Here is a 24099-nt window from a genome sequence, read left to right on the forward strand (position 1 = left end):
CACAACCATCCTCTCAGTCAGGACGCTCTCCTCAAAGGCCGCCGCAAGTCGCCGCGATCAGCGGCTTAGTTCAATCCGCGTGCAGCGACTGAAGACGCCGTGGCGCAGGTGGCTGCGAAGGGCGTGCATACTTCGATCGTTCGCCTGGCGTCTTCGGTTCATGGCGAAGGCGACCACGCGTTTGTGCCGATGCTGATCGACATCGCTAAGAAGGCCGGCGTTTCCGCATATATGGGCGACGGGCAGAATCGTTGGCCCGCCGTCCATAGGCTCGACGCCGCTACCCTTTATCGCCTGGCGCTCGAACGCGGTACAGCGGGTGCGCGCTATCACGCGGTCGCCGAGGAAACCATTCCGTTTAAGGACATCGCCGTAGCGATTGGCAAAGGCTTGGGGGTCCCGGTTGTCTCCAAGACGGAGGCCGAGGCTGACGCGCATTTCGGTTGGTTCGCTGGCTTCGTGCGTTTCGATCTCAACCCGTCGAGCCAACTCACTCAGGATCGACTCGGCTGGAGCCCGGTCATGCCGACGCTGCTGTCCGATTTGGACAAGGAAGCGTACTTCAAGGCGTATCAGGCGGCTTCCTCGTAAGGAACGTGGCGCGACGCGATGCAGGCCGGCGCCGTTGGCGCCGGCTATTCGCGCCCACCACGCCATCGACAATAGAGTAAATACGCCGGAGGCCGCGAAGCGAAACGGTTATGAAGCAGATTTATCCAGACCTGTGGCAAAGCCAAGCCGAGCATCCTTTTTCGGGTGTCAATTCTCACGCCTATCTTCTGGTGAAGGAAACCGGAAACATTCTCTTTTACAGCTCTTACCTCCGAGGAGAGCGCGAAGAAATCAAAAGTCTTGGCGGAGTTTCATGGCAATATCTCAGTCATAGGGACGAAGTGAGTTCGGCTCTGGCGGAGATCAAGCAAGAATTCGCTTCGAAGCTGGCATGCCATCGGCTGGAAGAGCCATCGGTCCGCCGGGTGGCCAAGGTCGATTATTTGTTCGACGAACGTGAGGTGCTTCAAAGTACGATCGAGGTCATTCCGACGCCTGGTCACACGAACGGCAGTGTCTGTTTCCTTGTTCGGTCGGTCGAAGGCAAGCGATACCTGCTCACAGGCGACACGATCTACATGAACAACGGAGTATGGGAAACCCGGCCGCAGGGCTTTGGATCGAAGTCCGAGTTGAGAAACAGCCTGCGCCTACTGCGCGATCTCGCACCCGACGCCGTCCTGTCCAGCGCATCGCAAGGGGCGCTTGCCTACAAGGCATTTGCTGGTGACCAATGGCCGGCTGAGATCGACCGGGTCATTTCAAAGTTGTCGTAGCCGCCAAGCATCAAAGCCTACACGTGACCTGAATTGCTGGCGCAAAAAGCCAGCGTTCTCAGGATGGGGGCAAGAACCCGCCCATATCGAGCGAGCCTAACGACCAAGTCGCGACAGACTCTGAGCGCCAATCTTCGCTGCCGTGCCTGTTTCATCCATTTGGGCGACGCTTGAATGGCTCTGCCCCAAAAAGCGGGTGTTATTGGATGATCGCCACCCTCTTTTGCGGCCTCGTCTAGGCTATCTGCCCGCGTGGTCGTTGCCACCATGCGCGGCGATGAACATGGCGACGGCCGACCGGCAATAGGATTCGATTTCGTTGTCATCCTCTGCTCTCGCCTGATCGAAGCGTGCGATAATCAAGAGATCGGAGCCTTTGAAAAGCGCGGCAAACAAGCGCGCGGACCGGAGAGGATCGGGCACGTTCAGAGCCCCCTTCGCGTGCAATTGACGCAACAGGGCCTCGATCTGGGCGATGATATGGGCAGGGCCGGCTTCGTAATGGAGCTTGCTCAACGACTTTTGACTCGTGACGTCGGCCATGACCATGGCCTCGACACTGCTCACGTCCGGGCGCAACAGCGTGCGAAGCAGCGATGATCCCACCGCCATTAGCTGATCTTCGGCCGAACCGTCGACGCCTTCAAAAAGGGCCTGTGGTATTAACTGTTGGCAGCGGGCTGCAAACGCTGCGCCAAACAGCGCCTCCTTGTTCTCGAAGTGCCGATAAATGCTGAGCTTGGATATCTTCGCCCGCTGGGCGACCTTGTCCAAGGTCGTCGCTTGAAAACCCAATTCCGCAAAGAGTTCGCCCGCAGCGTCGACTATCGTTTGGCCAAGCGCCCCGTTGGCGGGCCGGCCGCGCCGGCCCTGGCTATTTTCGGTCACGTACAATTCCAGTCCTTGACAGTATCCTAATTCCTGAATTACGATACCACATAGTATCTAAAATGTGCAAGCAGGCCCCAACCCCTCGTCCACATACGGAACCCATAACCATGGAACACGTCATCATCATCGGCGGCAGCTTTGCCGGTCTCGCCGCCGCCCTGCAGCTCGGCCGTGCCCGCCGCAAGGTCACCGTTCTCGATACCGGCCTGCAGCGCAACCGCTTCGCCGGCCATTCGCATGGTCTGCTCGGCCACGATCACAAGCCGCCGCTGGACATCCTGGCCGAGGCGCGGCAGCAGCTGGCCCGCTATCCCACGGTCAAGCTGGTCAATGCCCGGGCCGACAGCATTTCCGGTACCATCGACGATTTCTCCGTCCTTACTGGTGATGGCGAAACCCTTAGGGCGCGCCGCCTGATCCTGAGCTATGGTGTCATCGACCAGATGCCTGACGTTCCAGGCTTTGCCGAAGGCTGGGGCACGTCCATCGTGCCCTGCCCCTATTGCGACGGCTTTGAAGTCGCCGGCCAGCATTGGGGCCTCGTCTGGTCCGGCCGGCAGTCGCACAATCAGGTCAGGCTGTTCCACGATTGGACCGACAGGTTGACGGTCTTCGCCGATGGTCATGACATTGCACCCGATATCCGGGCCGATCTGGCGCGCCGTAACGTGACCGTCGTCGATGGCCGGATCATCGAGATCGCCCGTCACGGGGACCATAACGCCACCGTCAAGCTCGATACCGGCCCCAATGTCGCGGTCGACATCCTGTTCGCGCATCCGCGCAACAAGCCGTCCGCAAGCCTGCACGAATCACTGGGCCTCGCCACGATCGATACGCCCCTCGGCATCATCCTCAAGGTCGACGAGCGCCGCGAAACCAGCATGCCCGGCATCTACGCCGCCGGCGACCTCGCCAACCCCCTTACGCCGCCATCGGTCACCCTGGCATCATCGCACGGCGCGATGGCGGGTATCTTCGCTCAGCAGTCGATGCTGGTTTGAGAGCAGAGATTCCCTTCTCCGGTTGCGGCACGCGCGGTAGTCCCTCGAAGCTTTAGCTAAGAACAAACCAGAACGAGGATATGTCATGGCAGAGCAAAACGCCTATCAGCTCGCCGACTGGAATGGCCAAAGCGGGGAGCACTGGGTCGTCCACCAGGCTCGGCTCGACGCCAGGCTGGCGGTGTTCGGCAAGGCTGCGATCGAAGCCGCTGCGCCCGCCGCGGGCGAGCGCGTGCTGGACGTCGGCTGCGGCGCGGGCGCGTCGACTCTGGCTCTGGCCACCCGCGTCGGCGCGGCGGGCCATGTTCTGGGCGTGGACATATCCGAACCGCTGATCGCTCGAGCGCGCGCACTTGCGCCAAAGGATACGCCGGCCCTGTTCCGCGTGGCCGACGCCAGCAGCACCGAGCTACCCGAGGGGACGTTCGACATCCTGTTCTCGCGTTTCGGGGTGATGTTCTTCGACGATCCGACAGGGGCGTTCGCCCATATGCGCCATGCGCTCAAGCCGGGAGGACGGGTCGCTTTCGTCTGCTGGCGCGGCGCGGCCGAGAACGATTGGGTGAGCCTGCTGATGGGCGCGATCAAGGGCATCGTTCCGCCGACCGCGCCGCCCGATCCCGAAGCGCCCGGCCCGTTCTCGTTCGGCGACCGGGGGCGGGTGGCGCGCATCCTGACGGCGGCTGGGTTCACCGATATCGCTATCGTGCCCTTCGATGCTTCCGCCCCGTTTGGCGAGGGCGCAACGCGGGACGCGGCGATCGACGACGCCGTGAAGATGACGTTCGAGGTCGGTCCGCTGTCGCGAGCGCTCGCCGATCAGCCCGACGACATCCGCGCCCGCGCCTCGGCCGCGGTTCGTGCCGCCTTCGCGGGCCTCCCCGGCGAGCGGTCAGTGGTGATCGACAGCGCGGCGTGGATCGTCACGGCGCGCAATCCGGTAAGCTGACGGGGATTAAGCAGGGGAGACGCCCGCTCGGCGGATGGTGCGTCTTTGGCCGGTCAGCGGGACCGGATGAGGTCGTATTCGCCGGTGGTCTCGGTCTCGCAGAGTAGAGAATTGGTTAGTTTGCCAATCGGTCAGGGTACGCGGTCAGAGCTTGTAGCCGCCGCTCGCCTCAATCGTCTGGCCTGTTACCCAGTGGCCTTCATCGGAAGCCAGGAACGCCACGACGGCAGCGATTTCCGAAGGCTCGCCAAAGCGTCCCAGTGCGATTTCGGCCTCGACCGCCTTTACAAGTTCGGGATTCTCTCGGATAGCGGCGTTCACGTCCGTTCGCGTGTAGCCCGGCGCCACGGCGTTCGCGGTAATTCCGCGCGGCCCCAGCTCGGACGCGAGCGCATGGGTCAGGTTGTTGATGGCCGCTTTGGCCATCGAGTAGACGGGTGCGGCCGCCACCGGCTTCGTCGCGGCCGCGGAAGAGATGTTGATGATACGTCCACCATCGGCCAGACGATCCAGAGCGGCCTGAACGATGAAGAAGGGCGCGCGGGCGTAGACCGCGATCAGGGTGTCCCAACTGTCCGGCGTCGCGTCTTTGAACCCAACCCAGCCGGAATTGCCCGCGTTGTTGACCAGAATGTCGAGGGCTTTGCTGCCGTTCCGCTTGGTGAACTCTTCGTCGAGTCTCTCGAACAGGGCCGGCACGGTCGCCGGGTGAACGAGGTCCGCGTGGAGCGCGAAGGCAGTGCCTCCAGCCTTTTCGATGGCCGCAACCGCCTCGTCTGCGCCGGATTTGCTGGCATTGTAGGTCAGCGCGACTGTCGCACCATCCTTTGCGAGACGTTCGGCGATGGCGCGCCCAATGCCCCGCGATGCCCCGGTAACGAGAGCGGTTTTTCCTTTAAGAGATTGTTCCATCTGATTTTCTTCCGTGGATGTGTGCATAATCGGATTACTGGAGCGACCGGCCTGGCGCGGCGCGTCAGAGCTGCGCCAGGCCGCCGTCCACGGCGACTTCGCTGGCTGTCATGAAGCTGCTGTCCGACGATGCGAGAAAAGCAGCCACCGCTCCGATCTCCGCCGGATCGGCCATGCGCTGGAGCGGCGTCATCGCGCCATAGGCCTTCTGGCCTTCCTCGCCCAGCGCTTCCTTTGCCAGTTCGGTGGCCGTCGCCCCAGGCGACAGCACATTTACCCGGATGCCGGTGCCCTTCAGATCTTCCGCCCAGGTCCTTGCGAGGTTGCGCACTGCCGCCTTGCTCGCGCTGTAAGCGCTAAAGCCCGGCGCGCCCGTCGTACCGGCGCTCGATCCGGTCAGGATGATCGAACCGCCCTCGCCCATCAGAGGAAGCGCCTTCTGGACCGTGAAAATCGAACCCTTCACATTGGTGTCGAAGATTTCATCGATGTGCTCTGCGGTGATCTCGCCAAGCGGAAGCTGGCTTCCCGCCCCCGCATTGGCAAAGACGATGTCGAGGGTTCCGCGCTCGGCCTTCACCGCCGCGTAGAGCCGGTCGAGGTCGGCCAGATCGGAGACCGAGCCCTTCACCGCGCGGGCATTAGGCCCGAAGTCGGCCAGAGCCGCGTCGAGGGCCTCCTGCCGGCGGCCGAAGATGAAGACGAAGGCGCCCTCCTCGATGAAGCGCTTCGCAGCGGCGCGGCCGATGCCGGTAGCGCCACCGGTGATCACGGCGGTCTTTCCATTCAGTCTGTTCATGTCATGCATCCTTCGTTGAAGCTGCGCGGAAGCTGGAGAAATGCTTAGAGCATGATGCCGAAAGGTGTGATCGGTTTTCGGACGACAGCATGCTCTATCTCTTTGATTCTATGGCAGATTCTTATTTTAGGTCGATTCATCCGACTCTAGCCTCGAGCTTTTCCATAACTTCTCCTTCCAGGCTCCGCCCTTGGTCGTCCGGGGCATGTCCCCGAGACCTTCAAGATAGGTCCACAGGAGTCGGGCGTTGAGTGTGGAAGCGCGCACATGGGTGGTGCAAAATCCATCCGGGCCGGATGACTGACGCCAGCTGCGACGATCGGTGTTCGCTGTTCCGTATTGGCCGCCAGCGTCCACATAAGCTATGAAGACTGCCCATACGGCTATGCGATGCGTCAGATGCCGGCTTTGGAAAGCGCACCGTGTGGTGCCGGATTGCACCATGATCGACTGGGATGACATTCGCTACTTTCTTGCCGTGGCACGCGGAGGCTCGGTGCGGGCTGCCGCGGAGCGCCTCGACGTGAACCACTCGACCGTGCTGCGACGCATCGCACAGCTCGAAGAACGCCTCGGCGCGCAAATGTTCGAAAAGCTGCCCTCCGGCTACCGCCTGACGGCTGCGGGCGAGGAGGTCCTCGAGCTTGCGAACCAGATGGAAACGTCGTCCCATCAGCTGGAGACGCGCGTCTTCGGGCGCGACCAGAGCGTGCGCGGGCTTCTGCGGGTGACGCTGGCGCCGCCCCTCGCAACACACCTGCTCATGCCGGACTTCGCGGATTTCGCGCGTCTGCATCCGGATATCGAGATGGAAGTCCTGTTGTCCGGCGAGCTGGCGAATCTAACCAACCGAGAGGCCGACGTGGCGATCCGCGTCGTCTACGACCGCAAAACCCTACCGCTCAATCTTCACGGCCTGAAAGGACCGGATGTATTCGGCGGCGTCTACATGTCCCGCGATCGGCTGGCCGCGTGGCGTGCGGGCACGCCCGATCCCATTCGGTGGATCGTCATAAGCATTCACGGAATTCCAGATTGGGCCAGCGAGGGTGAAGTTCGCATCACGGCGGCGCCATTCAGGACCACGGACGCCGAGGCGCAGATCGTTGCTGTACGGCAGGGGCTTGGGATCACGACACTGCCGTGTTTCGTCGGAGATGCCGACCCCTCGCTGGTGAGGGTGCCGGGCACCGACCTGCACATGTACGGAACTCTCTGGCTTCTCACACAGGGGGAGACACGCAAGACGAAGCGCGTGCGGCTCTTCACCGAGTTCGCATCCCGCAGGCTCGCCGCCTACGCTCCGCTTCTCACGGGGCTGTCAATATCGCTCGACTGACGCACTGCCCGCGCATCCAATTGTTGGGTGCAATGCGAACAATCTAGTGAGAATGGGAAGGACGCGCATCCTTCTTCGACAGCTTTTCGAGACCGAGGGCCTGATCGCCATTTCTGAAAATCAGGCCTCCAGACAATTATGGCGAACGGAATAGCGACCTTACTTCACCGTAATGCTCATGCCGCTGATATCGGCGTTGACCTGCAGGCCGACCTGGCGGCCTGTCAGTTCGAGCTGGGCGCCCTTGTCGTTGGTCATGACGATCATCTGGGCTCCCTTGCCGACCGCGCCACCGCCGCCGGCTGCACCGTAGACCCCGCTCACATCCTGGGCGCGGCGGATATGGCGCACGGTGCCTTGGAAATAGGTCTTGGAGGCACCGAAGGCGAGGCCGCCGGAAATGCCGCCGATCGAGATGGGATAGTGACGACCATGGAATGTCAGCGTGCCTTCGCCTCCGGAGCCTCCGACAAAGAAGGCCGCCTTGTAGACGGCGAAGCGGATCGTGCCGCTATCGGCATGCGCGGCGCTGGCAAGACCAATTCCCGCGGCGGCGATGACGGCAACCGCGGCTGAACGAAATCCGGATGAAATCTTCATGACGAGCTATTCCTCAAGAGCGCCGCTTCCCCAGCCGGCCGGGCACGACATCAGCGTCGTATCAAACTCATAGATGAACGTTCTTGCCCATCATTGGTTCCAAAGCACGGCAATAACAAAGCGTTAGAGTACATCCCGTAATCGAAAAGGAATGAAGGGATGGCAGCGCGGGATGGAGCAGGTCGGCGCGGCATATTGGATGCGATATTGTCCTTGCAGCCGCGGTCGAGGCCTCACATCCCGGCCTGCAGCAGCCGGCAACTTCAATTCGCGCCGCGCATCCGACTTCAGCGTATTTTCAGCCCGCGCGTTCGTTCGCCCTCGATGCGTCTCCGACTTTTGTTGATGGCGCCCGAACGGCTCTTTACGTGATCGATGAAGGCACGCAGCTTCGGCATCATTTGATGGCGGCTGGGATAGTATAGAAACACTCCCGGCGCCATCGGCGCGAAAGGCTCCAGAACCTGCACCAGCTTGCCCGTTTTCACCAGGCTCACGGCAATCGGCTCAGGCACTTGCGCAAGCCCCATATTCTCCCCCGCCGCTCCAAGGATGGTGGGAAAATCCCGGGCGATCAGCGGACCCGAGACGATCGCCTCGATCGGCTTGTTGCCGTCGACGAAGGACCAAGGCGCGATCGACTCGTCCGAACGACGCATGCGCAAGCAGGCATGCCGGCGCAGATCATCGATATGTTCGGGCGTTCCTCGCCGGCGCAGATATTCGGGGCTGCCGACGACCACCAGCGGAAAGGGCGGCGTAAGCCGGACCGCCACCATGTCCGCGGCAATGAACTGCCCCAGCCGGATGCCTGCGTCAAATCCCTCGGCTGCGATATCGACGAGATCTGCGCTCGCGGCAATCTCCAGCTCGACCTCGGGATAGGCTTGGCAGAAGGATGAGATCAGCGGCTCCAGCAGGATCGGTATCACTGCCCGCGGCACGGTGAGGCGCAGCAGTCCGGCGGGCCGCTGCCCGAGGTCACGCGCGACCTCGCTTGCGGCAACAAGCTCCTCGAAAGCGGGCTTTGCGCGCAGGTAAAATCGTTCGCCAGCTTCACTCAGGCTGACACTGCGGGTCGTGCGGATGAAAAGCGCGGCGCCGACGCGCGCCTCGAGCGCGCGTACCGCCTGACTGATCGCCGATGGCGTTACCCCGAGTTCGGCGGCCGCCTTGCGAAAACTACGATGCTGGGCAACGCTCAGAAAGGCCTCCACGCCATCGAGCGCACCCTGTCTGACTGTGAAGTTCTGCTTCATAACTCGTCGACATTATCGAGAATAGTCGCTCATGAAAAGCGGTCTTATACCTGAGTTGCAAGCCGGGAACGTCGCCGACATCGAGCCCAAGCACTTGCGGCGCGCCGGCTCGGAACCCTTCCCGGTTCTCACTCTCAGAGGAGCTACTTCCATGACCGATCAGTCAACTCTGACTCAAGCACAAGCCTTCTCACCTGCAATTACCGGCGTAATGGTCATCCTTACCGTGAAGGCCGGCGTCACGCGCGAACGGGTGATGGCCGTCATGCCGGATGAAATCCGGCAGACCGCGCAGCTCTATCTCGATGGGAAGATACGCGAATGGTATTCGCGAGGCGATGGCCGGGGAGCCGTGTTCCTGCTGGATTCGAAGGATGTCGCCGACGCACACGCAATCATGGAAGGCTTGCCGCTGGCCAAACAAAATCTCATGGACCACGAATACATCGCGATCGGTCCGCTTCTGTCGCTCCGCCTGCTCATGGCCAATGCCTGAACACCCGACGGCACCGAGATACATTCATCGACTTCGGCTTCGTCCAAGCAGAGAGACAAAGGAAACCCCAGTATGCCGCCGGATCTCAATCTCCCATTCGTTCTCAGTGTCGCAGGTGCCTTCCTCACAAGTTCGGTGATGGCCTATGTCTATGTCTGGCCGGCGCTTCGAACAATGCCGCGCTATGAGGCTCTCAGACTTCTTGCTGCTTTCCATGCGTTCCGGTTCCTGGGGATGAACTTTCTGGTATCCGGATTCGTATCTTCGGAGTTGAGTTCGGATTTCGCCAGTAAGGTCGGATGGGGCGATCTCGCCGCGGCTGTTCTCGCGCTTGTTTCCATGGCCGCACTTTCCTGGCGATGGCCGATCGCCGTTCCGATTGTCTGGATATTCAACATCTGGGGCACTCTGGATCTTCTGAATGCGTACTATATGGGTGTCACGAAAATCGGAAATCCCGGCTTTTTCGGCGCCGGCATTTATATACCGGCGCTTTACGTGCCGCTGCTGCTTGTAAGCCACGTCCTCGCCTTCGTGATCCTGTCGCGGACAAAATCACCGGAATAGGCGGCATAAGCCGACCCGCGTCGCGGGTGCCATCATCCAGAAATTCATCAACTATCGTTGGCAGCGCATCACCTGGAGCGGTTCAGTTTTTCACGGAATCTCTGAACCGCTCTATCTCCTTGTTTTCGCGCAATTCCGGACGGAAAACCGCTGCGCACTTTTCCTGGAATTGCTCTAGAACGCCAGCGACTGCTGCACCGGTTTGGACGGCGCGAGCTGGACACCTTCCAGCTCCAGCATGCGAGCCTTGGAGTTAGAGCCGCCCGGCGCGGAAAAGCCGCCGATCTTGCCGCCCGCCGCCAGAACGCGGTGGCAGGGAATGATCAGCGCCACCGGGTTCTTCGCCATGGCCTGCCCGACATCGCGCGCAGCTTCCGGCCCCGCGCCAAGCTGCTTGGCCAGGGTTCCATAGGTGGTGGTGCTGCCCCAGCCAACCTGACGGGCGGCATCGTAGATCTGCCTGAAGAAGGCATCCTGCTCGCCGAGGTCGAGGGTGACGTCGGAAAAATCGATCGCCTCGCCGGCGAAATAGCGCTTCACCTTGGCGACCACCTCCGCGATCTCCGGGGTCGGCGTGCTGGCCTGCGCATTCGGCAGACGGCGCAGAAGCAAGCGCTCGGTCGCGCCCGCATCTCTGGTCGGCAATTGAAAACGCAGCACGCCGACATCGTTCCAGGCGATGCCGCAGAAGCCACCGGCGGTTTCGAAGATCAGGTAATTCTGCCTTGTCTCGTTCATGACGAAGCTCCCGTGTTTCCACTTGTCATGAAAATCGTCCTCGGAAGCCCCGAATTCAACCCGATTCTTGCGAAGACGAAGGAATTGCCACCGTTTTGGCGATGACGGCCGCTCCTGAGACTATCCAGGCAGGCGTATCAATATCCGCCGCCGGTCGGAGGGGCATTCTGAACCATGCCACCGCCGGAATTGTGCCCGCCCGGGGTGGTGCAGGAAGCAATGCCAAGACCGATGAGAGCGAAGACAACGGCCGCAAAAACTGATCTGGCGAACATGATCATGATTCCTTTGGTGTGATAGGGCACGCCGGCCCGAACCTGAAATGAACAGATCAGGGCCGCCTTTTATTCGATGGCTTTTTAACAAGCAGCATGTTCACTTTTTGTTCTTGAGTTAACGACCGCTTTATTCTATCGTTTTGCGTTCAGAATAAGGAGGAGGACAAAGCGGTACAGCTTTGCAGTGACCATGAAGAACAATGGGCAGCTTTCGCTCTATCTTGCGGGGGGAGCGCATACGAGAACACCGCCGCCAATCGATCAAGCGGCCATCAATGAATTCTATTTCGCCCTCCTGCCCGATGCGGCGGTTGCCACACGAAGTCATGAACTTGCAGGACATCTTCGCCGGCAGTACCGCTTTTCCACGAAGCCGCGCCGGGCGGATCTCTTTCATGTGACGCTCTACCCGATTGGCTCGTTTCGCTGCCTTCCCGAGGAGGTGGCATTTGCGGCGATGGAAGCTGCCTCGCGGGTGAGAAAGCCACCCTTTCCTATCGTCTTCGATCGAGCTGTCAGCTTCGGCAATGGCGACAACCGCCCGCTTGTCCTTTGGAACAAGGACGGGAATGCCGAACTAAAGGCGCTCCATCAGGAACTGGCCGATGCCATGCGCCTCACTGGCATTGCGCCAGCCAAGGGAAAGCCCGTCGAGCCGCATATGACGCTACTCTATCAGGGACATCTCGTTCCCGACACCCTGCTCGAGGAACCTGTGAGTTGGACCGTCAGGGACTTCGTCCTCATCAACAGCCTGCAGGGTGAGGCCAAGCACGATCATCTCTGCTATTGGACTTTGCACGATTGAACGGCCGCTCACGCCGTCGGCGGCTTGTGATCCGCCATCACCGCCGCCACGGCATCATCGACGCTGAAGCTGCAGCGGCTGCCGAGGTCGGCAATGCCCGCGACGGTCATGAGATCGCGGACGCGGTCATGGACGCGGGCGAACTGGACGCGCAGCCCGGTGCGCCGCATGGCATTGTCGAATTCCATCAAGGCATCCATGGCCGTGCTGTCGATATCGGAACTTTCTTCCAGGCTGAGGATGACGGCCCGCAAACCTGATTCGGCGCGGCTGCCTGACATTATCTCGCCGAAGATCGTATCGGCATTGCCGAAAAACAGAGTTTCGCGGGGGCGCCAGATGGCAATGCCTGATATCTCTTTCGCATCGTCGTGGCGGCTGACATCAACGAAATTATGGCTGCCTCCAAGCCGCCCGAGGCGGGCGACATAGGGCGAGGCCAGACGATGCATCATGGCGGCGAGCGAGAGCGCGATCGCCAGCAGCATGCCGTTGAGCACACCGAACGCAAGCACACCGATGGCAGCTCCAAGCGCCACATAGAAATCCCGATGCAAGCGGCGCAGGCGCAGGATCGGGCTCGGATCGAGCGCATGGGTCAGCGCCGCGATGACGACTGCGGCGAGTACCGGCTCCGGCAGAAGCGCCACCAGCCGCCCGGCGCAGGCAATCAGGATCGCGAGGCCGATGGCGGCGAAAACGGTGGTCGCCCGCGTCTTCGCGCCGGCCGCCTCGCTGGCGAAGCCTGCGGAAAAGCCCGCGCCGACAGGCATGCCCTGAACAACGGCACTGGCGATATTGGCGGCACCAAGCGCGCCAAGCTCGCGATTGACCTCCAGCGTCTCGCCATAGCGCAAGGCCAACGCCCGCATCGTCCCCCAGGACTCGGCAAAGAGGATGAGCACCAGCGGCACGGTGAACTGCACCAGCCGCGAATAGGCGTTCCAGTCGGCATTCGGCAGCGACGGCCATTGCGGCAGGATCTCGATGGGGCCGACCAGCTTGACGCCATGGCCTTCCAGGCCGAACAGGTAGGAGGCGAAGATGCCGGCGACGAGCACGAGGAAGGCGCCAGGAATGCCGGGCAATCGCTTTAGCAGCAGCAATGCCGCCAGCGCGACGACACCGACGGCGACACTGACCGGATTCCACTGCAGGATCGCGCCGAACAATGCGGCCGCATAGGTCAGGATGTTCGAACCCTGCGCAGGCACGCCGACGAGGATCGGCATCTGATGCAGGATGATGGTGATTGCCAATCCGAGCGCAAAGCCGCGCAGCACGGGCCGCGAGATGAAACCGGTGATGCCGCCGAGACGCAACGCGCCGGCGACGGCGAAAAGAATGCCGGCGAGCGCCACGGCGACCGTGGCAAGTCCCGCCTTGACTGTGGCATCGCCCGGCACGACGGCCAATGTCGCCGCAAGAATGGCCGCGGACGAGGATGTGGGGGAAACGATGGCGAAGCGGCTGCGGCCGAATATGGCATAGACGAGACATCCGGCAATGCCGGCGAGGATGGCCCGGTGCGGTGGCAGGCCGGCAATGCCGGCGTAAGCGACCGCTTCCGGCAGCATCAGTCCGGCAACCGATATGCCGGCGACCAGATCCGCCCTGTCCACCGCGAACCAACTGCCCAGCTTCGTCATCGATCACCGACCGTAAGTGTGGCCCATCCATCTATGGATAGAGATTCGCCATGGGGCCGCAACAGAAAAATGCGGATCGGAATTCGGACTCATACGGCGCTATCGAAGACGTCCCGCAAGGGGCAGCTTTGACCGACCACATCAGCAATGAAGTCCATGACCGCGCGAATGGCCGGCGAGCGGCGGAGATCGGGATAGGTGACGAGCCAGAGCTCGCGCGTCGGCGACGGGATCGCAGTCGGCAGACGCACCAGCCCCGCCTCGCGATCACCCAAAAATATCGGAAGCGCCACGACTCCAAGTCCGGCACGCGCGGCCTCGAGCTGCCCGAAAACATCGGTTGCGCGAAAAACGATCGGCCGGCCATTCAGCAGACTGCGAAGCCAGGTCTGCTGGGTCAGATGCTCCATCGCCGTATCATAGCCGATGAACATCCAGTCCTCCTCCGGCGTTTGCGCTATGGGCGGGATCGCATAGAGACCGAAGCGCATGGCGCCGATACGCCGCACCAAGAGATCGCTTTCCTCCGGCCTGGTCATGCGCACGGCAATGTCGGCCTCGCCGTAATTGAGTGCGGCGCTGCGGGCGATGCCGGCAATGGTCAGCGTGATGTTCGGATGAAGCGCATGAAACAGCGCGGCTCTCGGGGCGAGAAGATGGGCGGCGATCGACGGTGGTGCGCTGATCTTGACTGCGGCGGAAAGCCCGGAGACGGCACTTTTCGAATAGCGCCTGATCGCCTCGACATTTTCCTCCATGCCCGCCACCAGTTCGGCGATGGCGCGGCCGTCAGCCGTCAAGGGTGAAGTGCGTGGCCGCCGGTCGACGAGGCGCAGATCGAGAGAATGTTCCAATGCCGCAATGCGCCGGCCGACCGTTGCGTGATCGACACCCAGCTCGCGGGCCGCCGCCGAGAGCGAGCCGGTTCGGGCGAGAGCGGCGAAATGTTGAAGGTCCTGCCAGTCGATCATCGGTGCATTATTGCACAGATATGGTGAGTTCATACCGAATTTATTCCCATGGCGATTTGTGATGAAAACTCACTCGAAAGGAGATTTCACCATGCCCTTAGCGATTGCCATTACCAGCCCCGGCGGCCCTGAAGTCCTGAAAACCGTCGATCTCCCCGCCATCGAACCCGGTCCCGGCCAGGCACGGATCCGCCAAAGCGTCTCCGGCGTCAATTTCGTCGACATATATGTCCGTTCCGGGCTTTACCCGCTGCAACCGGGCCAGAATGTGCTCGGCTTCGAGGGTGCCGGCGTGATCGAAGCGCTCGGCGCCGATGCCGGCGAGTTGAAGGTCGGCGACCGTGTCGCCTATATCGGCCATCCGGTCGGCAGCTATGCCGAGGTGCGCACGCTGCCTGCCAGCCGCCTGGTGAAATTGCCCGATGGCGTCAGCGAGCGGATTGCCGGCAGCACGATGCTGCGCGGATTGACGGCGCAAATGGTGCTGCAAAAGACCTATCCGGTGAAGACGGGCGAGTGGGTGCTGGTGCATGCGGGAGCCGGCGGCCTCGGCCAACTCGTCACACGCCTTGCCAAACGAATTGGTGCGAACGTCATCGCCACGGTCGGCTCCGAAGCCAAGGCCGGCTTTGCCTATGAAGCGGGCGCAGACGCGGTTCTCCTGCATACGTCGGCGGATTGGGTCGAGGAAACGCGCCGCATTGCCGATGGCCGCGGTGTGCATCTTGCTGTCGACGGGATCGGCGGCACGATGCTGTCGCGGACGTTTGCGACGGTGCGCCCCTTCGGGATGGTCGCAAGCCTCGGGCAGGCAGCAGGCCCCATTCCGCCGATCAGGGTGGAGGAACTGTCGGGGCCTCGTGCCATCGGCCTGTCGCGCCCGAGCGTATTGACCTACGCCAACGATCCCGAACTCTACCGCCAGGGCGCCACGGCGCTGATGGTGGCGCTGCAGGCCGGACTTTTCAACCCGATCGGCGCAGAATACGAGCTGAAGGATGCCGCCCGAGCCCATGCCGATCTCGAGGCGGGACGAACGACGGCCAGCGTCATATTGACGATGTGACCGCCTTTCGAAGCGCAAGCCTCTCGCAGATGGGCATGCCGCTGCCGCAGACCCCTTCTCTCCTCCGTGGAAAAGGGGTTGATTACCAAGCTCCGAAGCAGGGCCGCAGGCCGCGCCCCTCCACACTGCGCGGTTTCGGCTGCCGCGCACAATCAATTCATCCCGTCAATGACTTTTGCTGCAAGGCAGCAATTCGTTGACCATGCCCGTCCCTCCCTGATACCGGTTGTCCATGGCGACGCATGGCCATCCGGCCGCCGCCGTCATGGCTATCCGATCCGAATTCCGATTCTTCGTGGCAAACAGCATGGACACCACCTCCGGTGTCCGCAGGCGATATACCGTGAACACTGCGTCTGAGACCATCCGGCCGACCTCGACCCTATCCCTCCTTTCGATCGTCGCGCTGACATTCTTCGGCTATATCGCCATCGGCCTTCCGCTCGCGGTTCTGCCGACCTATGTCGACAGCGGCCTCGGCTTCGGCGTCGTCTGGGCCGGCATCGCCGTCAGCACGCAATATGTGGCGACCATCGTCAGCAGGGCGCATGTCGGGCGGCTCTGCGATCAATACGGGCCGCGCCGCTCGGTCTTCCTCGGCTTCCTTGCCTATGGTCTGTCAGGCGCGCTGACGATCGCCTCCACATTTACAGTGAATGTCCCGGCGGCAAGCCTTGCTCTTCTGCTTGCGGGCCGGCTGGCGCTCGGCATCGGCGAAAGCTGGGTAAGCACCGCGGCGATCACCTGGGCGATCGGCCTGATGGGCTCGCGCGAAACAGTCCGCATCATCTCGTGGAACGGCATCGCCACCTATGGCGGCATCGCGCTCGCCGCCCCTTTCGGCGCCTGGCTGCAGGGGCGATACGGCTTCTTCGCCATCGGTGTCGTTACCATCATCCTTGCCGTCGCCGGATTCATGCTGGCGCAAACGCGCCCGCCCGTGCCTGGCGTGAAGGAAAAGGGCATCGGCACCGGCCAGGTTTTGAGCCGCGTCGCGCCGTTCGGCATCGCACTGGCGCTTGCGTCAAGCGGTTTCGGCGTGGTGATGGCTTTTGTCGCGCTGTTCTTCCATAGCCGCAACTGGGATGGCGCCTCTTTTGCGCTCAGCGCCTTCGGCCTTACCTTCATGGGCGTGCGCCTGGGTCTTGCCCAGGCAGTCGCCCGCTTCGGCGGCCTGCCGCTGGTGCGTATTTCCCTCGTCATCGAGATCATCGGCCTTGCGGCCGTTGCCCTTGCGCCCTCCCCGACGGTTGCCATCATCGGCGCGGCGTTGGCCGGCGCCGGTTTTGCGCCCGTCTTTCCTGCACTCGGCAATGAGGCGATGGAGCGCATCCCGCCGCAGAACCGCGGCGTCGCGCTCGGACTGTATTCGATCTTTCTCGACGTGTCGCTCGGCTCGACCGGCCCGATTGCCGGTCTGTTTGCCGATCATCTCGGCTATGCCGCCCCCTTCTCCTTCGGCGCCGGCGCGGTATTACTCAGCCTGATCCTAAGCTTCTGCCTGCGCAGGAACGGCCGCCGCTAACAGCCACTTTGGGGCATTTGTCCTTGATCCTGGTTTCGGCAGATGGCGACAAAAGGTTGCGGGTTGCGGTCAAGGCTTGATATGGGTCTCCGATTGTCATCAGCAGGAGGCCGGCCCATGAATGTCACCGAAATCGTCATCGAAGGCGACACTCCGGGGATCGCCTGGCGGCTGCCCGTCCTGCATTTTGCCGGCAGCAAGGCGGATGCGCCGAAGGTTTATATCCAGGCTGCGTTGCACGCCGGCGAGCTGCCGGGCACGGCGCTCGTGCATTTCCTCTGCGGGCGCCTGCGGCAGGCGGAAGCGGAAGGCGTGATCCTCAGCGACATCATCGTGGTGCCGCACGCCAATCCGATCGGCGCGGCGCAATCGCATTTCGGCGAGATGCAGGGCCGTTTCGACCTCGGCTCGCGCACCAATTTCAACCGCGACTTTCCGCTGATCTCGCTGCGCGACCGCGATCTCCTGATCGAGAACCTCGAGCGTTATCCGGCCGTAGACCGGCTGAAGCGCCAGCTGATCCATATGGCGCTCGGCGCCGATCTGGTCATCGATCTTCATTGCGACGACGAATCCCTGCAATATGCCTATATCGACGAGGCTTTCTGGCCCGAGGCTTCCGATCTTGCCGCAGCGCTCAAGATGGATGCCGTGCTGCTGTCGGACGGCGAAAGTTCGGCCTTTGAAGAGGCTGTGAGTTTCGCCTGGAAATATGAAGTGCCGGGCGAGAAGAAGGCGAGACTGCCGGGCAAGCTTTCAGTCACGGTGGAATTGCGCGGCACTCGCGATGTCTATCCCGAGATGGCAAGGAAGGATGCGGAAGGGCTCTGGCGCTTCCTGGCCGCGCGCGGCGCAGTCCACGACGAACGCGTCGCACTTGATGCGTTCGATGGCCCGGCTGTGCCGCTCGACAATATCGAGATGATCCGCGCGCCGCAGGCAGGCACCGTGCTCTTCCATCGCAATATCGGTGAACGCGTTGCAGAAGGCGACCTGCTAGCGACGATCATCACCTCCCCCGGCATGCCGGATGGGACCATCGATGTTCGCGCACCGCAGGCTGGCCTGATCGTCACCCGTGTTTCGGACCGGCTGGTACGCAGGCGCGGCGACCTGATGAAGATCGGCTCCGATAGGCCGAGTTCCGTCGCCCGGAAGCCTGGAACACTTGAGGACTAATGGGAAGCAAGAGACGGATTCGACATGACGATCACCATTTACGGCATCAAGAACTGCGACACGATGAAGAAGGCCCGCAGCTGGCTCGAAGGCCATGACATCGCCTATGATTTCCACGACTACAAGGCCGTCGGTATCGATCGGGAACATCTCGAACGCTGGACAAAGGAAGCCGGATGGGAAGTCGTGCTAAACCGCGCCGGCACCACGTTCAAGGCGCTGCCGGAAGCCGATCGCACCGATCTTTCGAAGGACAAGGCCATCGCATTGATGGTGGCGCAGCCTTCGATGATCAAGCGCCCGGTACTGGAGGCGGACGGAAAGTTGCTGGTCGGCTTCAAGCCCGATATTTACGCGAGCTTCTTCAAGGCTTGGCCGACCGAGGCGCTCTTTTAAAGTGATAGCATATATGCTATCACTTTTCCATGAAGGTTGTCATCGATACGAACATTTTCGTTTCCGCGATCATGAACGCCGATGGCGCTCCACGACAGGTCATCCGCCTCTGTCTTGAAGAGCACCTTGTTCCACTGATCAGCAATGCCTTGTTTGCCGAATACGAGGATGTTTGCGGAAGAGATGCCCTTTTCGATGATCGCTTCATCTCAAAAGAAGAGCGCGCGATACTCCTCGATGCATTCCTTTCGAGCTGCATGTGGATTCCCATATATTATTTATCGCGTCCAAACCTGCGCGACGAAGGAGATAATCATTTGATCGAACTTGCGGTCGGTGGCGGCGCGTCGAATTTAATAACAGCAAACAAGAAGGATTTCGCCCAAGCGGAATTGCTATTTCCGCAGCTGGAAATTCTTACGGCAGGTGAGTTCCTTATGAGGAGAAAGTCTTGACATGAGCACGCTGACCATTCGTCTTCCAAGCGATCAGCACGAACGGCTGAAGGCACTTGCCGCGTCCCGCGGCACGAGTCTCAACAAGCTTTTCGAAGAGCTGACGACAAAAGCGCTCACGGAGTTCGATGCCGAGACGCGGTTTCAGCTCAGGGCGGCCAAGGGTGACAAAACTCGTGGTCTCGAAATTCTAGGAAAGCTGGATCGCGTTCACTCCGAACGGGGATAAGTTTCACAGCAGAATATATCGGTTTCCCATGTCCAAAACCACCCGCGCCACACAAGTGCTGACCCAGGCGAAAGTCGCCTTCACCGTGCATGCCTATGACTACGACCCGAATGCGGAGCGTGTCGGCCTGCAGGCGGCGGAGGCTCTTGGCGAGGAGCCGCATCGCGTCCTGAAGACGCTGATGGCCGAGGTGGATGGCAAGCCGGTCTGCGCCGTCGTTCCCTCCGACCACGAAGTCAGCATGAAGAAGCTTGCCGCGGCCTTTGGCGGCAAGTCGGCCGCCATGATGAAACCTGCCGACGCCGAGCGCCTGACGGGATATCATGTCGGCGGCATCAGCCCGTTCGGCCAGAAGAAGCTCGTTCCGACGGCGATCGAGGCGCAGGCGATGGCCGAGGCTTACGTCTATATAAACGGCGGCCAGCGCGGATTGCAGGTGCGGTTAAGTCCGCAGGATGCATTGACCGCTCTTAAAGCCAAGACCGCGCCGCTGATTGCCTGACGATCTTCAAGATCGGACAAAGCGCCTTCAATTTCGCCGCAAACCGGTCTAAGTCTTCGGACCATCCTCGATATCAGCCAAGCAGGTTTTGCCATGACATCAGCCAGCCCCAACCATCATCCCGTCGATCACGCCAAGCTGGAAAAGCTTGCGGAAGTAGCCGTAAGGGTCGGGTTGCAGCTGCAGTCCGGCCAGGATCTGCTGATGACAGCGCCGATCGCAGCGATGCCGCTGGTGCGGCTGATCACGCGGGAGGCCTACAAGGCCGGCGCCGGTCTCGTCTCCACCTTCTATTCGGACGAAGAGACGACGCTCGCCCGCTACGAATACGGCCAGGATGCCAGCTTCGACCGTGCCGCGACATGGCTCTATGAAGGCATGGCCAAGGCTTTCTCCAACAATACGGCTCGTCTCGCCATTGCCGGCGACAATCCGATGCTCCTGTCGAACCAGGACCCGAACAAGGTGGCCCGCGCCAACCGCGCCAATTCGGCCGCCTACAAGCCGGCGCTCGAAAAGATTTCGAATTTCGACACCAACTGGAACATCGTCTCCTATCCGAACCCCTCCTGGGCAAAGCTGGTCTTCCCGAACGATCCGGAACCGATCGCGGTTGCCAAGCTCGCCAAGGCGATCTTTTCCGCGTCGCGCGTCGATGTCGAAGATCCGGTCGCGGCGTGGGCGGAGCACAACGCCAATCTGCACAAGCGTTCGGCGTGGATGAACGGCCAGCGTTTTGCCGCCCTGCATTTCCAGGGACCAGGCACCGACCTGACGGTTGGTCTCGCAGACGGCCACGAATGGCATGGCGGCGCTTCCACCGCTAAGAACGGCATCACCTGCAACCCGAACATCCCAACGGAAGAGGTCTTCACCACGCCGCATGCGCTGCGCGTCGAAGGCCATGTCTCCTCCACCAAGCCGCTGTCGCATCAGGGCACGCTGATCGACAATATCCAGGTGCGCTTCGAGGGCGGCCGGATCATCGAGGCGAAGGCGACGCGCGGCGAGGAGGTGCTGAACAAGGTACTCGACACCGACGAAGGCGCGCGCCGGCTCGGCGAAGTGGCGCTGGTGCCGCATTCCTCGCCGATTTCGGCAAGCGGCATCCTGTTCTACAACACGCTCTTCGATGAAAACGCCTCCTGCCATATCGCGCTCGGCCAATGCTATTCCAAGTGCTTCATGGACGGCGCCAAGCTCAGCCAGGAGCAGATCAAGGCGCAGGGCGGCAACTCCAGCCTGATTCATATCGACTGGATGATCGGCTCCGACAAGGTCGATATCGACGGTATCAATGCCGATGGCTCGCGCGTTCCCGTCATGCGCAAGGGCGAGTGGGCATAAGGACGCACAGATACCTTGAATGAGAGCGTGCCGCGGTATCCCTGCCGCGGCATGTTTTTTGTCTGGAAGCGCGGAATCAGATCGTCGCCAGCGCTCGCTTGACGCGCTCGAGATGCGCCTTGCGTCCGGCATCGGTGACGCGATCCATGTCATGAAGCGCCAGCATGCGGAAATTCAGCCGCTTGGCGCAGAAGGCGGCGATGCCGCGCTTCAGCAGGCGCCGCACCGGATTGCCCATATAGAGGTGCACGATCCACCAGGGCGAACCGGTGGTCGTGAGTGCCCAGAACAACCGGATATTGGTGAGCTGCGGCACGATACGGCCGCCGGCGGGATCATGAGTAAAGGCAACGCCGGGCGCAAAGGCACGATCGAAGAAGCCTTTGAGAATGGCAGGGAAATTGAACCACCATTGCGGAAACACGAGGATCAGTCCCTCGGCCGCCCGCAGACGCGCGACGATATCGCCGACGCCCGCGGTATCGTAGGGCTGATCGAAATAGCCGCCTCGCTCCACTTCCGAAAGACGCGGGTCGAAGCCCTCGCGATAGAGATCGAGCAGATCGACCTCGTGGCCGCCGGCGGCAAGCGTTTCCCGCGCGAGCTTCGCCACAGCGGCGGCGAAGCTGTCCTCCAGCGGATGTGCCAGAACGAGCAGGATACGCATCAGAACAGGCTTCCCTGCTTTGGCGGAACGGCGGGTTCTGCGGGTTTGGTAGCCCGCTTTTTCGCAGGTGTGGCGCCTGATGACGGTGGGGCGGCGGCATCGCCGGTGACCGCGCCGACACGGCCATCCGCAAATTCGATCGATATGGCAGCACCTGTCGAAAGTGCCGCTGCCAGCGAAACCGGGCGGTCGTCCTCATCACGCACGACGGCATAGCCACGCTTCAAAACATTCTTGTAGGAGAGCGACTGCAGGATACGTTCCTGCGCGACAAGCTCGCTGCGGGCACGGGTTAGCTGATGGCGGATGGCGGTGTCGGCGTGGCGGACAAGATTGCCGAGGCGATCGCGCGCCCTCCCCGTCTGCGCTTCGAGGCGCGAGGGCAGTGTGGCGAAGACGGCATCCGCGCGTTCGATGCGGGCGCGAGAGCGGTCGAGCATGCGCTCGATGGTCCGCTCCGCGCGGGTCATCCGCTCGCCCAATTGCTGGCGGCGCTCGGCGATCCGGTTCGACAGGATATCCGGCCGCAGCTGCGAGGCCATGCGCTCGAAGGAACGGCGCTTGTTCAGCGTGTTCAGCTCCAATCCACGGCCAAGGCCGGCGGCCGCCTCATCGAAGCGGCGGCGCGGCAGGGCCAGGATCTGGTCGAGCGAAGGTAGCGCCCGCAACAGCGCACGCACCGCCTGTCGCCGCTGATCCATCTGTCTTATCATTCCGCCCTGCAGCCGGGCTGCAAAGCTTGCGAGCTGCGCCTCCAGCTCGGCCCGAACAGGCACTGCCATTTCCGCCGCGCCCGTCGGCGTCGGGGCGCGCACATCGGCGGCATAGTCGATCAGCGTCCAATCGGTCTCGTGGCCGACGGCGGAGATCAGCGGTATCTCGCTAGCCGCAGCGGCACGAACGACGGCCTCGTCGTTGAAGCTCCAGAGATCCTCGAGGCTGCCGCCGCCGCGCGCGACGATCAGCACGTCGGGGCGCGGGATCGGGCCGCCTCGCTCAAACTCGTTGAAGCCGCGGATGGCGTTCGCCACCTCGTCGCCGGAGCCCTCCCCCTGCACCTTCACCGGCCAGACCAGCACATGCACGGGGAAACGATCGGAAATACGGTGCAGGATATCGCGAATGACGGCACCGGTCGGCGAGGTAACGACACCGATTACCCTTGGCAGGAAGGGGAGCCTGCGCTTGCGCTCGGGATCGAAGAGGCCTTCGACGCCGAGCTTGCGCTTGCGCTCCTCAAGAAGCGCCATCAAGGCGCCAGCACCGGCAGGCTCCAAAGTCTCGATGACGATCTGATATTTAGACGAACCCGGGAAGGTCGTCACCTTGCCGGTCGCGATGACTTCCATCCCCTCTTCGGGGCGGAATTTCAGCTTGGAGAAGGTACCCTTCCAGATCACCGCGTCGATACGGGCACGATCATCCTTCAGCGAGAAATAGGCATGACCCGAGGAATGCGGCCCGCGATAGCCGGAGATTTCACCGCGCACGCGTACCTGGTCGAACGCGTTCTCGACGGTGCGCTTGATCGATCCCGACAATTCCGAAACGGAATATTCCGTCAGGTTCGAGGGCGAATCATTCTCAAAAAAGCTGCTCATGGCTTCCTTCTAGCCCATGTCGCGGAAAATGCGGAGCCTTGTGCGTACTCCCTAAGTCTGAAACGATCGAAGGCGAGGATTGTGCGCATAGTTGAGGGACAGCAGCGATCATTGCATGTCCCATAAAGAGAGTGGAGCTTATCGCTTCATCAAACGTTAACCCTATCGACAAAGCCTTTCTTAGCCGTCCGCGCGTAAATCTGTGCAAACTGGTTCTTGGTAAAGAGGATATGGAGCGATGATATTCGCGACCGCCATGATCATCGGAATTGTCGCCGGGCTGCAGCGCACGACCATCGGCGCCTTGCTCGGCGTGGCGCTGGTGAGTATCGCCTTCATGGCGGCGGTCGCGATGTCGATCGTTCCGCCGCCGCTGACGACACTGTTCATTGCGCTCGGCGGTTACAATCTTGGCTTCATCGGCTATCTCATTACGGCCGACATGATGGAGCAGCGCCGCGCCTAGGTGTGAGCTTTCGGGAGGTTGTCCATTCGGAGCGGATTTGGGAGACTGGAGTTACCACACCTCAGTTTTCCAGGATCA

28 protein-coding genes are annotated in these 24099 nt (G+C 61.7%); 17 read left to right on the top strand and 11 right to left on the bottom strand.

The annotated features are described in order from the left end of the window. Nucleotides 1-99: 99 nt before the first annotated feature. Entirely contained in the window at nt 100-591 is a 492-nt protein-coding gene (locus Q4Q11_RS21595) for a Rossmann-fold NAD(P)-binding domain-containing protein (protein WP_498570765.1), read from the top strand. Nucleotides 592-701: 110 nt separating this feature from the next. Beyond that, complete coding sequence (locus tag Q4Q11_RS21600) at nt 702-1328, top strand: MBL fold metallo-hydrolase (protein WP_113223104.1); 627 nt, start codon at nt 702-704, stop codon at nt 1326-1328. Between the two features lie 240 nt (nt 1329-1568). Here the strand turns inward: Q4Q11_RS21600 and Q4Q11_RS21605 are convergent, their stop codons facing one another. Further along, nucleotides 1569-2216: a TetR/AcrR family transcriptional regulator gene (locus Q4Q11_RS21605; RefSeq protein WP_113223105.1), complete on the bottom strand. Its 648-nt coding sequence runs from the start codon at nt 2214-2216 to the stop codon at nt 1569-1571. 110 nt (nt 2217-2326) lie between these two features. Here Q4Q11_RS21605 and Q4Q11_RS21610 point away from each other — a divergent pair, with 110 nt between their 5' ends. Both Q4Q11_RS21610 and Q4Q11_RS21615 read left to right on the top strand, forming a co-directional pair. Continuing rightward, the gene (locus Q4Q11_RS21610) at nt 2327-3223 is read left to right on the top strand and encodes an NAD(P)/FAD-dependent oxidoreductase (RefSeq protein WP_112508151.1); all 897 of its coding nucleotides are present in this window, start codon (nt 2327-2329) and stop codon (nt 3221-3223) included. Between the two features lie 85 nt (nt 3224-3308). After that, the gene (locus Q4Q11_RS21615) at nt 3309-4172 is read left to right on the top strand and encodes a class I SAM-dependent methyltransferase (protein ID WP_112508149.1); all 864 of its coding nucleotides are present in this window, start codon (nt 3309-3311) and stop codon (nt 4170-4172) included. A gap of 144 nt (nt 4173-4316) precedes the next feature. Here Q4Q11_RS21615 and Q4Q11_RS21620 read toward each other — a convergent pair whose 3' ends face one another. Next, nucleotides 4317-5084, bottom strand: a complete 768-nt coding sequence (locus tag Q4Q11_RS21620; RefSeq protein WP_112508147.1) for an SDR family oxidoreductase — start codon at nt 5082-5084, stop codon at nt 4317-4319. 64 nt (nt 5085-5148) lie between these two features. After that, nucleotides 5149-5883 carry an SDR family NAD(P)-dependent oxidoreductase gene (locus Q4Q11_RS21625; protein ID WP_498570766.1) on the bottom strand — a complete coding sequence of 245 codons (735 nt, stop codon included), beginning with the start codon at nt 5881-5883 and terminating at the stop codon, nt 5149-5151. Nucleotides 5884-6325: 442 nt separating this feature from the next. Between Q4Q11_RS21625 and Q4Q11_RS21630 the strand changes: the two genes are divergently transcribed. After that, the gene (locus Q4Q11_RS21630; RefSeq protein ID WP_112508141.1) at nt 6326-7222 is read left to right on the top strand and encodes a LysR family transcriptional regulator; all 897 of its coding nucleotides are present in this window, start codon (nt 6326-6328) and stop codon (nt 7220-7222) included. A gap of 159 nt (nt 7223-7381) precedes the next feature. Here the strand turns inward: Q4Q11_RS21630 and Q4Q11_RS21635 are convergent, their stop codons facing one another. Beyond that, the gene (locus Q4Q11_RS21635; RefSeq protein ID WP_498570767.1) at nt 7382-7822 is read right to left on the bottom strand and encodes a hypothetical protein; all 441 of its coding nucleotides are present in this window, start codon (nt 7820-7822) and stop codon (nt 7382-7384) included. 287 nt (nt 7823-8109) lie between these two features. Continuing rightward, nucleotides 8110-9081 (bottom strand): LysR family transcriptional regulator, encoded by a 972-nt coding sequence (locus Q4Q11_RS21640; RefSeq protein WP_112508136.1) that lies wholly within the window; start codon nt 9079-9081, stop codon nt 8110-8112. Between the two features lie 31 nt (nt 9082-9112). On the opposite strand from Q4Q11_RS21640, the gene Q4Q11_RS21645 reads away from it, so the two are divergent. Both Q4Q11_RS21645 and Q4Q11_RS21650 read left to right on the top strand, forming a co-directional pair. Continuing rightward, nucleotides 9113-9577: a hypothetical protein gene (locus tag Q4Q11_RS21645; RefSeq protein WP_498570768.1), complete on the top strand. Its 465-nt coding sequence runs from the start codon at nt 9113-9115 to the stop codon at nt 9575-9577. 72 nt (nt 9578-9649) lie between these two features. Beyond that, nucleotides 9650-10144: a DUF8737 domain-containing protein gene (locus Q4Q11_RS21650; protein WP_498570769.1), complete on the top strand. Its 495-nt coding sequence runs from the start codon at nt 9650-9652 to the stop codon at nt 10142-10144. A 174-nt stretch (nt 10145-10318) separates the two neighbouring features. Here the strand turns inward: Q4Q11_RS21650 and Q4Q11_RS21655 are convergent, their stop codons facing one another. Together Q4Q11_RS21655 and Q4Q11_RS21660 are read right to left on the bottom strand one after the other, a co-directional pair. Further along, nucleotides 10319-10882 (bottom strand): methylated-DNA--[protein]-cysteine S-methyltransferase, encoded by a 564-nt coding sequence (locus Q4Q11_RS21655; protein ID WP_498570770.1) that lies wholly within the window; start codon nt 10880-10882, stop codon nt 10319-10321. A 137-nt stretch (nt 10883-11019) separates the two neighbouring features. Beyond that, the gene (locus tag Q4Q11_RS21660) at nt 11020-11157 is read right to left on the bottom strand and encodes a hypothetical protein (protein WP_162701695.1); all 138 of its coding nucleotides are present in this window, start codon (nt 11155-11157) and stop codon (nt 11020-11022) included. A 193-nt stretch (nt 11158-11350) separates the two neighbouring features. On the opposite strand from Q4Q11_RS21660, the gene Q4Q11_RS21665 reads away from it, so the two are divergent. Next, nucleotides 11351-11968, top strand: coding sequence for a 2'-5' RNA ligase family protein (locus Q4Q11_RS21665; RefSeq protein ID WP_498570771.1), 618 nt, complete (start codon nt 11351-11353; stop codon nt 11966-11968). Nucleotides 11969-11976: 8 nt separating this feature from the next. On the opposite strand, the gene Q4Q11_RS21670 is transcribed toward Q4Q11_RS21665, so the two are convergent. Next, the gene (locus Q4Q11_RS21670; RefSeq protein ID WP_498570772.1) at nt 11977-13617 is read right to left on the bottom strand and encodes a SulP family inorganic anion transporter; all 1641 of its coding nucleotides are present in this window, start codon (nt 13615-13617) and stop codon (nt 11977-11979) included. An 89-nt stretch (nt 13618-13706) separates the two neighbouring features. Continuing rightward, complete coding sequence (locus Q4Q11_RS21675; protein WP_498570773.1) at nt 13707-14621, bottom strand: LysR family transcriptional regulator; 915 nt, start codon at nt 14619-14621, stop codon at nt 13707-13709. Nucleotides 14622-14679: 58 nt separating this feature from the next. On the opposite strand from Q4Q11_RS21675, the gene Q4Q11_RS21680 reads away from it, so the two are divergent. From Q4Q11_RS21680 to Q4Q11_RS21715, 8 genes are all read left to right on the top strand, one after another. Then, nucleotides 14680-15654, top strand: coding sequence for a quinone oxidoreductase family protein (locus Q4Q11_RS21680; protein WP_498570774.1), 975 nt, complete (start codon nt 14680-14682; stop codon nt 15652-15654). Nucleotides 15655-15997: 343 nt separating this feature from the next. After that, complete coding sequence (locus Q4Q11_RS21685) at nt 15998-17179, top strand: MFS transporter (RefSeq protein ID WP_498570775.1); 1182 nt, start codon at nt 15998-16000, stop codon at nt 17177-17179. 81 nt (nt 17180-17260) lie between these two features. Next, complete coding sequence (locus Q4Q11_RS21690) at nt 17261-18358, top strand: M14 family zinc carboxypeptidase (protein WP_113222184.1); 1098 nt, start codon at nt 17261-17263, stop codon at nt 18356-18358. A 24-nt stretch (nt 18359-18382) separates the two neighbouring features. Then, nucleotides 18383-18754: an ArsC family reductase gene (locus Q4Q11_RS21695; RefSeq protein ID WP_113215215.1), complete on the top strand. Its 372-nt coding sequence runs from the start codon at nt 18383-18385 to the stop codon at nt 18752-18754. A gap of 29 nt (nt 18755-18783) precedes the next feature. Continuing rightward, complete coding sequence (locus tag Q4Q11_RS21700; protein ID WP_498570776.1) at nt 18784-19209, top strand: putative toxin-antitoxin system toxin component, PIN family; 426 nt, start codon at nt 18784-18786, stop codon at nt 19207-19209. A gap of 1 nt (nt 19210) precedes the next feature. Further along, entirely contained in the window at nt 19211-19438 is a 228-nt protein-coding gene (locus Q4Q11_RS21705) for a toxin-antitoxin system HicB family antitoxin (RefSeq protein WP_112509054.1), read from the top strand. Nucleotides 19439-19466: 28 nt separating this feature from the next. Further along, nucleotides 19467-19940 carry a Cys-tRNA(Pro) deacylase gene (gene ybaK / locus Q4Q11_RS21710; RefSeq protein WP_113215213.1) on the top strand — a complete coding sequence of 158 codons (474 nt, stop codon included), beginning with the start codon at nt 19467-19469 and terminating at the stop codon, nt 19938-19940. A 93-nt stretch (nt 19941-20033) separates the two neighbouring features. Next, a complete protein-coding gene (locus Q4Q11_RS21715; RefSeq protein ID WP_498570777.1) occupies nt 20034-21287 on the top strand; it encodes an aminopeptidase in 1254 nt (417 codons plus the stop codon). Nucleotides 21288-21363: 76 nt separating this feature from the next. Here the strand turns inward: Q4Q11_RS21715 and Q4Q11_RS21720 are convergent, their stop codons facing one another. Further along, complete coding sequence (locus Q4Q11_RS21720) at nt 21364-21954, bottom strand: NAD(P)H-dependent oxidoreductase (RefSeq protein WP_112509046.1); 591 nt, start codon at nt 21952-21954, stop codon at nt 21364-21366. Further along, nucleotides 21954-23555 carry an exodeoxyribonuclease VII large subunit gene (gene xseA, locus Q4Q11_RS21725; protein ID WP_498570778.1) on the bottom strand — a complete coding sequence of 534 codons (1602 nt, stop codon included), beginning with the start codon at nt 23553-23555 and terminating at the stop codon, nt 21954-21956. The genes Q4Q11_RS21720 and xseA overlap by 1 nt, the downstream gene beginning before the upstream one ends. A gap of 238 nt (nt 23556-23793) precedes the next feature. Here xseA and Q4Q11_RS21730 point away from each other — a divergent pair, with 238 nt between their 5' ends. Then, nucleotides 23794-24021, top strand: a complete 228-nt coding sequence (locus Q4Q11_RS21730; RefSeq protein WP_498570779.1) for a homogentisate export protein — start codon at nt 23794-23796, stop codon at nt 24019-24021. Nucleotides 24022-24099 lie beyond the last annotated feature (78 nt).

Source organism: Rhizobium sp. UFLA01-1127 (assembly GCF_059803845.1).

Excerpts from the sequence above, each read along its gene's own strand:
- Q4Q11_RS21600 (WP_113223104.1), top strand. The coding sequence starts at position 702 with ATGAAGCAGATTTATCCAGACCTGTGGCAAAGCCAAGCCGAGCATCCT.
- Q4Q11_RS21610 (WP_112508151.1), top strand. The coding sequence starts at position 2,327 with ATGGAACACGTCATCATCATCGGCGGCAGCTTTGCCGGTCTCGCCGCC.
- Q4Q11_RS21615 (WP_112508149.1), top strand. The coding sequence starts at position 3,309 with ATGGCAGAGCAAAACGCCTATCAGCTCGCCGACTGGAATGGCCAAAGC.
- Q4Q11_RS21620 (WP_112508147.1), bottom strand. The coding sequence starts at position 5,084 with ATGGAACAATCTCTTAAAGGAAAAACCGCTCTCGTTACCGGGGCATCG.
- Q4Q11_RS21625 (WP_498570766.1), bottom strand. The coding sequence starts at position 5,883 with ATGAACAGACTGAATGGAAAGACCGCCGTGATCACCGGTGGCGCTACC.
- Q4Q11_RS21630 (WP_112508141.1), top strand. The coding sequence starts at position 6,326 with ATGATCGACTGGGATGACATTCGCTACTTTCTTGCCGTGGCACGCGGA.
- Q4Q11_RS21635 (WP_498570767.1), bottom strand. The coding sequence starts at position 7,822 with ATGAAGATTTCATCCGGATTTCGTTCAGCCGCGGTTGCCGTCATCGCC.
- Q4Q11_RS21640 (WP_112508136.1), bottom strand. The coding sequence starts at position 9,081 with ATGAAGCAGAACTTCACAGTCAGACAGGGTGCGCTCGATGGCGTGGAG.
- Q4Q11_RS21645 (WP_498570768.1), top strand. The coding sequence starts at position 9,113 with ATGAAAAGCGGTCTTATACCTGAGTTGCAAGCCGGGAACGTCGCCGAC.
- Q4Q11_RS21650 (WP_498570769.1), top strand. The coding sequence starts at position 9,650 with ATGCCGCCGGATCTCAATCTCCCATTCGTTCTCAGTGTCGCAGGTGCC.
- Q4Q11_RS21655 (WP_498570770.1), bottom strand. The coding sequence starts at position 10,882 with ATGAACGAGACAAGGCAGAATTACCTGATCTTCGAAACCGCCGGTGGC.
- Q4Q11_RS21660 (WP_162701695.1), bottom strand. The coding sequence starts at position 11,157 with ATGTTCGCCAGATCAGTTTTTGCGGCCGTTGTCTTCGCTCTCATCGGT.
- Q4Q11_RS21665 (WP_498570771.1), top strand. The coding sequence starts at position 11,351 with ATGAAGAACAATGGGCAGCTTTCGCTCTATCTTGCGGGGGGAGCGCAT.
- Q4Q11_RS21670 (WP_498570772.1), bottom strand. The coding sequence starts at position 13,617 with ATGACGAAGCTGGGCAGTTGGTTCGCGGTGGACAGGGCGGATCTGGTC.
- Q4Q11_RS21675 (WP_498570773.1), bottom strand. The coding sequence starts at position 14,621 with ATGAACTCACCATATCTGTGCAATAATGCACCGATGATCGACTGGCAG.
- Q4Q11_RS21680 (WP_498570774.1), top strand. The coding sequence starts at position 14,680 with ATGCCCTTAGCGATTGCCATTACCAGCCCCGGCGGCCCTGAAGTCCTG.
- Q4Q11_RS21690 (WP_113222184.1), top strand. The coding sequence starts at position 17,261 with ATGGGTCTCCGATTGTCATCAGCAGGAGGCCGGCCCATGAATGTCACC.
- Q4Q11_RS21695 (WP_113215215.1), top strand. The coding sequence starts at position 18,383 with ATGACGATCACCATTTACGGCATCAAGAACTGCGACACGATGAAGAAG.
- Q4Q11_RS21700 (WP_498570776.1), top strand. The coding sequence starts at position 18,784 with ATGAAGGTTGTCATCGATACGAACATTTTCGTTTCCGCGATCATGAAC.
- Q4Q11_RS21705 (WP_112509054.1), top strand. The coding sequence starts at position 19,211 with ATGAGCACGCTGACCATTCGTCTTCCAAGCGATCAGCACGAACGGCTG.
- ybaK (WP_113215213.1), top strand. The coding sequence starts at position 19,467 with ATGTCCAAAACCACCCGCGCCACACAAGTGCTGACCCAGGCGAAAGTC.
- Q4Q11_RS21715 (WP_498570777.1), top strand. The coding sequence starts at position 20,034 with ATGACATCAGCCAGCCCCAACCATCATCCCGTCGATCACGCCAAGCTG.
- Q4Q11_RS21720 (WP_112509046.1), bottom strand. The coding sequence starts at position 21,954 with ATGCGTATCCTGCTCGTTCTGGCACATCCGCTGGAGGACAGCTTCGCC.
- xseA (WP_498570778.1), bottom strand. The coding sequence starts at position 23,555 with ATGAGCAGCTTTTTTGAGAATGATTCGCCCTCGAACCTGACGGAATAT.
- Q4Q11_RS21730 (WP_498570779.1), top strand. The coding sequence starts at position 23,794 with ATGATATTCGCGACCGCCATGATCATCGGAATTGTCGCCGGGCTGCAG.